The 2,563-nt window shown below is 62.8% G+C and carries 3 protein-coding genes; 1 reads left to right on the forward strand and 2 read right to left on the reverse strand.

What is annotated here, in order from left to right:
* Nucleotides 1–214 precede the first annotated feature (214 nt).
* Together Q0L57_RS12535 and Q0L57_RS12540 are read right to left on the reverse strand one after the other, a co-directional pair.
* Nucleotides 215–1,192, reverse strand: a complete 978-nt coding sequence (locus Q0L57_RS12535) for a threonine/serine dehydratase (RefSeq protein WP_296743067.1) — start codon at nucleotides 1,190–1,192, stop codon at nucleotides 215–217.
* Between the two features lie 158 nt (nucleotides 1,193–1,350).
* Nucleotides 1,351–1,674, reverse strand: coding sequence for a hypothetical protein (locus Q0L57_RS12540; protein WP_296743068.1), 324 nt, complete (start codon nucleotides 1,672–1,674; stop codon nucleotides 1,351–1,353).
* Between the two features lie 177 nt (nucleotides 1,675–1,851).
* Here Q0L57_RS12540 and Q0L57_RS12545 point away from each other — a divergent pair.
* Nucleotides 1,852–2,563 (forward strand): ferritin family protein (locus tag Q0L57_RS12545; protein WP_296743070.1); only part of this gene is annotated, 712 nt, incomplete at its 3' end.

Below are 2,563 nucleotides of genomic sequence, written 5' to 3' on the forward strand. Positions count from 1 at the left end.
CCGAGGAATTCAAAATAGACAGCCTCTCAGAAACCGTGCGTCGCTTGGTGCTTCCTCACGCGGAGCTTCATTTCTTCAAAGGGCCACAAGAACCGATCCTGATGGAAATACATTTCTTGTCTGCTGAGGAAATCCGTCGGAGATGGGGCGATTGGACGTTCTGAGCATCGAGCGTTCAGCGAACAGTAAGTAGGTAGTGACGAGGCAACGTGCCCTAAGCAGCGGCCATGATTTCGGCATAAGTGCCGAAATCGACGTTGCCGCCGGAAAGCACCACGGCCACGCATTTGCCCGCGAGATCGATCTCGCCTGACGCCAGTGCGGCAAGCGCGACGCAGCCGCCAGGTTCGACCACCAGCTTCAGGTGGGCCATGGCGTCGCGCATCGCTTGCGCCGTTGCCTTGTCGGAGACGGCGATGGCGCCAGCGAGGTTCCGGCGGTTGATCTCGAAGGTGATGGCGCCGGGTTCGGCGGTGAGGATCGCATCGCAGATCGAGGAATGGCCGGGCTCGTTGGCCACCCTTTCGCCGTTGGCGAGCGAGCGGCGCGTGTCGTCGAAATGCTCCGGCTCCACCGCCCAGATCGCCGTGCGCGGCGAGGCATCCTTGACCGCGACCGAAATCCCGCTCGACAGACCGCCGCCACCGCATGGCACGACGACCGCATCGAGCATCACGCCCAGTGCTTTGGCCTGCTTCACCAGCTCCAGCCCGATCGTGCCCTGGCCGGCGATGATGGCCGGGTCGTCGAAGGGCGGCACCAGCGCCATGCCTTTCTCGATGTAAGGGCGAACGATCGTCATGCGGTCGTCCTTGAACCGGTCGAATGGCACCACCTCGGCGCCCATCTTGCGGACATTGCCGACCTTCAGCGCCGGCGCGTCGGCGGGCATGGCTATGACCGCCTTGACGCCGAACATCGCGGCGGACGCCGCGACGCCTTGCGCGTGGTTGCCCGAGGAGAAGGCGACGACGCCGCGCTGACGTTCCTCCTCGCTCAGCGACGACAGCTTGTTGTATGCGCCGCGGATCTTGAAGGAGCCGGTACGCTGCAGCGTCTCGGGCTTGAACAGGATGCGCCCGCCATAGCGCCGGTTGAGCTCCGGCGATTCGATCAGCGGCGTCTCGACGATGAGGCCGGCGAGGCGGGCGGCGGCGCCGTGGATATCCGAAATGTCGGGCAGAGAGGTCATGGGCTTGGTCTCGTGGAACGATCGATCCACCCATGCTGCACGGAAAACGCGGCCTCGCGCCAACGAAAAAATGTAAGGGTCACAAGGTTCGCGATGTGGCGCCGGCGGACGTGACCTTCGTCACGCCAGGTCAAGCTCCGGGACGACGAAGGCGCCCCTCACCCGAGCAGCGCCTTTGTCCGCTTCTTGCCGCCGAGCTTGCGCCAGCTATTGAAACGATGGCTGGCGGCGGCGAAGGAAATCTTCATCTGCTGGGACACCGAATAGCGCGACTTGCCATCGTCGAACATCCGGTAGCAGCACTCCACCCCCTCCTCGGTGAGTTTGCCGTCGGGCGTCTTGTTGTGCGGATTGGCCGGGTCGAACTTCTCGATCTGCTGCTCGACCAGGGCCTTGAGGCGCTGCAGCTCGGCTTCGATTCCGGCGATGAGGTCCAGAATGGCTGTCGGGTCGAACGCATGCGGGGGCTTCTTGTCCGTCATCCTTGCTTCTTTCTGTTTCGGCTGAATGTCCATGATATAGGTGAACATTCAGCAATAATGAAGAGGCCACGACGGTCGGGTGGATCAACGATTTGTGCAGGCGCCGAGGCGCCGGCAATTGACCCGGCTCAAGCCAGTGTCTAGTTTAGAACTATTCTAAACTAGAGTAACAACATCATGCTTTCCCGTGTTTTCGGCTTCGGCCGCCGCTCCTTCGATTCGCTGTCCGAACAGGAAATCCTGGCGCTTGCCATCTCGTCCGAGGAGGATGACGGACGCATCTATCGTGCCTATGCCGACGGGCTCGCGGAGAGCTTTCCGCAATCGGCCAAGGTATTCGAGGCGATGGCCGAGGAGGAGGACGGCCATCGCGATTCGCTGATCGAGCTGCACCGCAAGCGCTTCGGCGATCGCATTCCGCTGATCCGGCGCGACCACGTGCGGGGCTATTATGAACGCAAGCCGGATTGGCTGGTCAGGCCGCTCGGCATCGAGCATGTGCGTCGCCAGGCGGAAGCGATGGAGCAGCAGGCCTACCGCTTCTATGTCGAGGCGGCCAAGCGCACCACCGACGCCTCGACGCGAAAACTGCTCGGCGACCTCGCTGCGGCGGAGCAGGGCCATGAAACATCGGCGCATCAGCTCGAAAAGGAGCATGTTCCAGGTTCGGTGAAGGAGGAGGAGGCCTCCGCCGAGCAGCGCCAGTTCATCCTCACTTATGTGCAGCCGGGCCTGGCCGGATTGATGGACGGTTCGGTGTCGACGCTGGCGCCGATCTTCGCCGCCGCCTTCGCCACCCATGCGACATTCCAGACCTTCCTGGTCGGCCTTGCGGCCTCGATCGGCGCCGGCATCTCGATGGGCTTCACCGAAGTCGCTTCCGACGACG

It is taken from the genome of Mesorhizobium sp. (assembly GCF_024509055.1).
In the GTDB taxonomy this organism is placed as follows: Bacteria; Pseudomonadota; Alphaproteobacteria; order Rhizobiales; family Rhizobiaceae; genus Mesorhizobium.

Coding starts and splice junctions, on each gene's coding strand:
- Q0L57_RS12535 (WP_296743067.1), bottom strand. CDS start 1,192: ATGACCTCTCTGCCCGACATTTCGGATATCCACGGCGCCGCCGCCCGC.
- Q0L57_RS12540 (WP_296743068.1), bottom strand. CDS start 1,674: ATGACGGACAAGAAGCCCCCGCATGCGTTCGACCCGACAGCCATTCTG.